The organism is Anaeromusa sp. (assembly GCF_028691475.1).
Taxonomy (GTDB): Bacteria; Bacillota; Negativicutes; order Anaeromusales; family Anaeromusaceae; genus Anaeromusa.
Genome location: NZ_JAQUZF010000144.1, coordinates 1 through 5,580, shown reverse-complemented (window position 1 = coordinate 5,580; position 5,580 = coordinate 1). Strand labels below are relative to the sequence as shown.

Genomic DNA, 5,580 nt, shown 5'->3' with positions numbered 1-5,580 from the left:
AATTTTGAGCGAATGCGTAACCGCATCCTCTATCTTGCGGTTACTAAAAATAGATAGCAGCGAGAATTTGCATCCTCGCTGCCAACATTACTTTATGCTTTTACCCCAACCATTGACATAGAACCTGAAAAGTATGGGAACTTACAAGAACAGCTCTCGCAGTTCTGCTTCGCTCAATTTGCCCAGGAAATTCTCGCCCGGTTGAATGACGGAGTCGATCATTTCTTTTTTGCGCTCCTGTAGGGCATATATTTTTTCTTCGATCGTGTTTTTCGCGATGAGCTTATAGACTTGGACCGATTGCTTTTGGCCGATGCGGTAGGCCCGGTCGGTGGCCTGGTCTTCAACAGCCGGATTCCACCAGGGATCATAGTGAATGACCATGTCTGCACCGGTGAGGTTGAGGCCTGTGCCCCCGGCTTTCAGGGAGATGAGAAACACCGATTTTTCACCGCCATTGAAGGCGTTTACCAGCCGCAGGCGCTCTTGGGCGGGGGTGGCGCCATCGAGGTAGAAGCAGTCGATGCCCTCCTTGGCTAGATGCTGGCGGATAAGATCCAGCATGCCTGTGAACTGGGAGAAGAGCAGCACCCGGTGACCGCCGTCCAGGGCATCCTGGAGCAGCTCATGCAAGAGATCCAGCTTGCCGCTGCCGCCGCGGTAGTCGTCGAGAAAGAGCGCTGGATGGCAGCAGAGCTGGCGCAGGCGCGTGAGGAGCGCCAGAATTTTGATGCGGCTTTGTTCAAAGCCCTGGGCGGTGAGTTCTTCTTGCATTTCCTGGCGGGCTTTAGCCAGCCAGGCGGCGTAGACTTTGCTTTGGCGGGGCGTCATTTCGGCGCTCATCTTACTTTCCACTTTAGGAGGCAGCTCCTTGAGTACTTCTTTTTTCAAGCGGCGCAATAGGAAAGGCCGGATATGGCGGCTCAGGTTTTGCAGCGCTTCCTGGTCTTGGTCTTTGACGATGGGCGTTTCAAAGTGATCCTGGAAAAACTTATGGCTGCGCAAGTAGCCCGGCAAAATGAAATCAAAGATCGACCACAGTTCGGTGAGGGAATTTTCCACCGGCGTGCCAGTGAGCGCGAAGCGCACCTGGGCGGGAATGTCTTTCGCCGCTTGCGCCGCTTGGGTGCTCGGGTTTTTAATATGCTGCGCTTCATCGAGAATGGCGCAGTAGAAGTGGAGATCCTGGTAGTTTTCGATATCCCGGCGCAGCACGCCGTAGGACGTGATGAAAAGATCCGTATCTTCTAGGTCTTGCAGCGCCTCCTGGCGGCTGCTTTGCTGACCGGCGAGGACGCGCACGCGCAGGCCCGGCGTGAAGCGGGAGGCTTCCTCCAGCCAGTTATAGACAAGAGACGTGGGCGCTACAACCAGAGACGGTCTTGTTTCGCCTTGTTCTTTAGCATACTGCAAGAATGCTAGCATTTGTACTGTTTTGCCTAAACCCATGTCGTCCGCCAGAACGCCTCCCAACTGGTGCTGTGCTAAGGAGGTCAGCCAGCGGTAGCCGGTTTCCTGGTATTCCCGTAATTGTGCGTTGAGCTGCTGCGGCAGTTCGCGTTCGCTTTCTTCGGGGCGGCGAATGTCCCTCACTAACTGGCGGAAGCTTTTCTCCCGTTCTACATGCAGGGACTGGCTTTCGCGGGCGAGCAAATCCAGATATAGCGCGCGGTAACGAGGCAGCGTCAAATTTTCTTGAGCCAGCTCCTGCTTGCTCAGTCCTAGGCTGTCTACCATCGCCAGCATTTCCTCGGCAGCGCCTTCGAGTTTCAAAAAGGCGCCGTCTTTGAGGCGGTGATACTGTTTTTTCTGTCGGTACGAAGCTAGAATATCCCAGAGTTCCTTGCGGTCAAGGCCTTCATGCTCCAAGGATAGTTCCACTAAGCCGGTGCTGCTTAAGCGAACGCCGGCGCTGGCGCTCATCGGACGTACTTTCAGGCGCAGATCGTCAGCGCCGAAGACTTCGGCCTGCTGCTGCAAAGCGGCCAGACCTTCATCGGCAAAATGAAAGAGCGCGTCCGGGTGCTCTAGCTGCCAGAACAGGCCGCTTTCCCGAAAGCCTGCCTGGGAAAGCGCTTGGCGTACGGAGCTTTCCGCCGCTTCGTCCCGCAGCCAGATGGCGCCGGATTCATCACGGCGCGTCGGGGCGCCTTCTTCTAAGAGCTGTCCGGCGTAGCGGCACTCCAGCCGCGCCGCCAGGCCTGAGCCGTAGCGGTCCAGGTAGATCTTGGCTTCCAGCGGCTCTCTGCGGAAGCGCTGCTGCAGCGTTGTTGCCACTTGCACCGAACCAGCCGCTTCCAGCTTGGGCATCATGGCGCTGAAAAGAGGCTCTGATTCTTCCAAGGGGATGCGGAGCTCTCGTACTTTATGTCCTTGAAAATGCTCTAAGAGCGGCGTCCAGGTCAGGCGGAAATCTTCCGGAACGGCATAGATGCTGCCGCCGCAGTAGAGATGGCTGCCATTGCCGGTCAGCAACTCCCAAGAGTCGTCAGGAGCTTCCAGGCGTACGCTGACGCCGCCGGGAATGTCATCCAAAACCGTTGTGAGCGGCGGTGTGGCTGCAAGCACTGGAGCTGCATCGTATTCCTTGTCATTTAAAAGCAGCCGGATGGGAACGTGGTGCTGCTGGGCCCATTGCCAAAACTGGCGTTGCTGGGCGCTGTCCAAAGAGAAGCCTCGTTTATTGTGGAACGAAGAAAGGGTGTCGTTGGCGCTGAAAAAGCTGCCGCTCCAGGCGCGGCGTTCGCGCTCGCTTTGGTAGGCTTCGCGGATCAGCGTAAACAGCTGCGCCGAAATAGCATCAAAGCGCATCGTTCCCGGGGTGAAGGTAAAATTCTTGCCGAACGGATGGGGCTGGCCCCAACAGACATGCTCCAAAAAAGCAGGCAAGTCTTTCAGCACATAAAGACGGCTTACGCCAATACTCAACTCCAGCCAGATTTGGGAGAGAACGCCGCTTTGGCGGCGGCAGTAGGTAACGGCTAACTGCACTTCCTGGCTGCCTGCAGCAGCCGCTGTCGCTTGCGCTTGGGGTCGGTAATGGGCCAAAAGAGCCGCTTCGGCGGGGGTTAGATTCGGATTGTGTTGGCTTGCTGCTTCTTCACCTTCAGGATGAGAGAGAGCTTCGCGGTTCTGGATGGCCTTAAGGACGGCGACGATGTGCTTGCAGGCGCTGTAGCCGTCGTAGGCGGGACAGTTGCACTGGTAATGGAGCATGCGCGTGTCGCCCCATACTTCGACCTTATAGGAACGGGTGCCTCTGACAGTAGCGTAATAGCGCTGCTGGGCTGCGTCAAAGCGCAGTCTATCTACGCGGCCTTGGCGATGGTAGGTGCAGCCGCGCTGGTAAGAACTGTCCCAAGAGGCTTCCTGGGAAATGGCGTCATCGGTTAAATGCAGGTTTAGCATGAAAAGACCTCGTTTTCGCAGAATGGGTATCTTTTTATTATAACAAAAAAGCAGACGCCCGTAAGCGTCTACAGTGAGAAAACTAGAAAATGAATAAGACCGGAGAGAGACGAGGCTTGAACAGGAGTCACGGGAGAATCGGAGGGTTCGAAGGAGAAAGCACGAGGTCCGGTTTTTAAACAGGGGTAAAGGGAGTAGATGGAGGGTACGAAAAAGAATGTTAGGAGGGACTGTGGCTGTCGCTTTCGGCTAGCTTCTGCCGCAGGAAGGAAAAGAATTTAACATCTTCTTTAAGCATATGATCCATGATTAGATCATCGATAATAAAGGAAAAGAAGGCCGAGGTGCGGATCGCGCCATCGCGGTAAGTTTGTATAAGTTGGTCGAATTTCGCCAGAAGCTTCTGGTGAAGCTGAGCGTGCTCGGCAGCTCCTTCGTAATGCAGCTTTGCGAGCAAACGGGCTTCGGCGGAAAAATGAAAATCGATGTGCGCAGTAAGCTCTTCTAGATTCTTTTCCGTTTGCAAGGAGCCCCGCCGGTTCAGGAGGAGTGTGGCCAGTTCCAGCAGTTTATGGTGCTGGCTGTCGATTTCGCGGCTGCCGCTGTTCCAGGCTGGTTGCCAATGCAAGTCGATATTGGTCAAGGAGTGCGCATCTTCTATAGAACTGGGCATGACGCGGTTGCGACCGCTTTCTTTGGCGATGTACATGGCTTGGTCTGCTCGCTTGTACCAGCGTTTGAAGGATTCGGCCCGCAAACGTTCGGCAACGCCAAAGCTGGCGGTGGTGCAGCCCGCTGTAGGATGCGGTGCGGTTTCCAAGGCTTGCCGTAGCTTTTCGGCGGCTTGAATGGCGTCGTTGAGGTTGGTCTGAGGCATGAGCAGGGCGAATTCTTCCCCGCCCAGACGAATGAGAATATCGGCTCTGCGCAGATGTTTTTTCGCTAATTTTGTCGTATACTTCAATACTTCGTCCCCCACAGGATGTCCCCAGGTATCGTTGACTTTTTTGAAACGGTCTAAATCGAAAATAACCAGTGAAATGGTTTCATTATACCGGTCGGCTCGATCCAGCAGCTCATCGAGAACTTGATCCAAAAAATAACGGTTGTATAAGCCTGTTAGCTCGTCGGTGGTGGCTTGCAGCTGCAGGCTATGATTTTGTGTAGTTAAGAGAGCGGTTTGTTCGGACAGTTTGGCATTCACTTCTCGCAATTCTTTTTCTAAACGGCGTCGCTCGCTAGTATCGCGCGCAGAAGCGTAAATGTACTTTCCAATGGGATGGGCGCGCCATTCCAGGTATTTGTATTCGCCGGTTTTGCAGCGGTAGCGGTTGATGAATTGATTGAGGGGGATTTCTTCTTTCAAGGTGCTAAGGGCGGCTAAGGTGGCTTCAAGATCATCGGGGTGAATGAAGTCGGTGACTAATTTTCCCTCTAGTTCGTCTGTGCTGTACCCGAGGATATTTTCAAACTCTTGATTGACCCGGATAAAGCGTCCGTTCTTGTCGCCGACGGCAAGCATGTCCAGATTGGACTGCAGAAAGCCTTTGAATTCTATTTCCTGCATCACTTCCTGCGTAATGTCCGTAGAAATGGAAGCGACCGTGTCGGCGTCCAAAGCGAAAAGCGTCGTGCGCAGCCATTTTCCGATGAAATGCGCATGAAAGCTCAGGGTAATCTCTGTTTGGCTGCGGGAGGCTTCGTCCAAGCTGGAGATGAAGCGCTGGGTTCGCTCGTTATAATGGGGGTAAACCTCCAAGAAGCGTCGGCCGACTAATTCGCTGGCGGCCCGTTGGAAAAGAACTTCCAACGCAGGATTTACATGTAAGAGAAGGCTGTCACAGACAGCGCCAGTATCATTGCGGAGCAGCCGATGGTACGCAATGGCGTTGGGAGATTTTTCAAAAAGGGTGCGATGATAATGGGAAGAAGTAGACATCGTGACGGCCTCCCTTTTGGTTGTATGCAATAAAAACGTATATATTCATTATAGCAGTCTTGCAGGGGCGGATATACTGGCTTTTCCAAAAATGGGAAAAAATAAAGCCAAGGCCTGATCAAAGAGGTCTTGGCTTTGCTTGGTTAGCCGACAGAGACTTTGCCGTCCAAAAGCGGCACTGTATTGGCGCCTTGAGGCATGACAATATAGCGGGGAGCGTCGCTGGCGCAGCG

General features: G+C 54.0%; 2 protein-coding genes. Both read right to left on the bottom strand.

The genetic code is table 11. The features are described 5' to 3' along the window. Positions 1-141: 141 nt before the first annotated feature. A complete protein-coding gene (locus PHF27_RS13075; protein ID WP_300070954.1) occupies positions 142-3,408 on the bottom strand; it encodes a DEAD/DEAH box helicase in 3,267 nt (1,088 codons plus the stop codon). Positions 3,409-3,628: 220 nt separating this feature from the next. Next, the gene (locus PHF27_RS13070; protein WP_300070951.1) at positions 3,629-5,347 is read right to left on the bottom strand and encodes a diguanylate cyclase; all 1,719 of its coding nucleotides are present in this window, start codon (positions 5,345-5,347) and stop codon (positions 3,629-3,631) included. Positions 5,348-5,580: the final 233 nt, after the last annotated feature.

Excerpts from the sequence above, each read along its gene's own strand:
- PHF27_RS13075 (WP_300070954.1), bottom strand. The coding sequence starts at position 3,408 with ATGCTAAACCTGCATTTAACCGATGACGCCATTTCCCAGGAAGCCTCT.
- PHF27_RS13070 (WP_300070951.1), bottom strand. The coding sequence starts at position 5,347 with ATGTCTACTTCTTCCCATTATCATCGCACCCTTTTTGAAAAATCTCCC.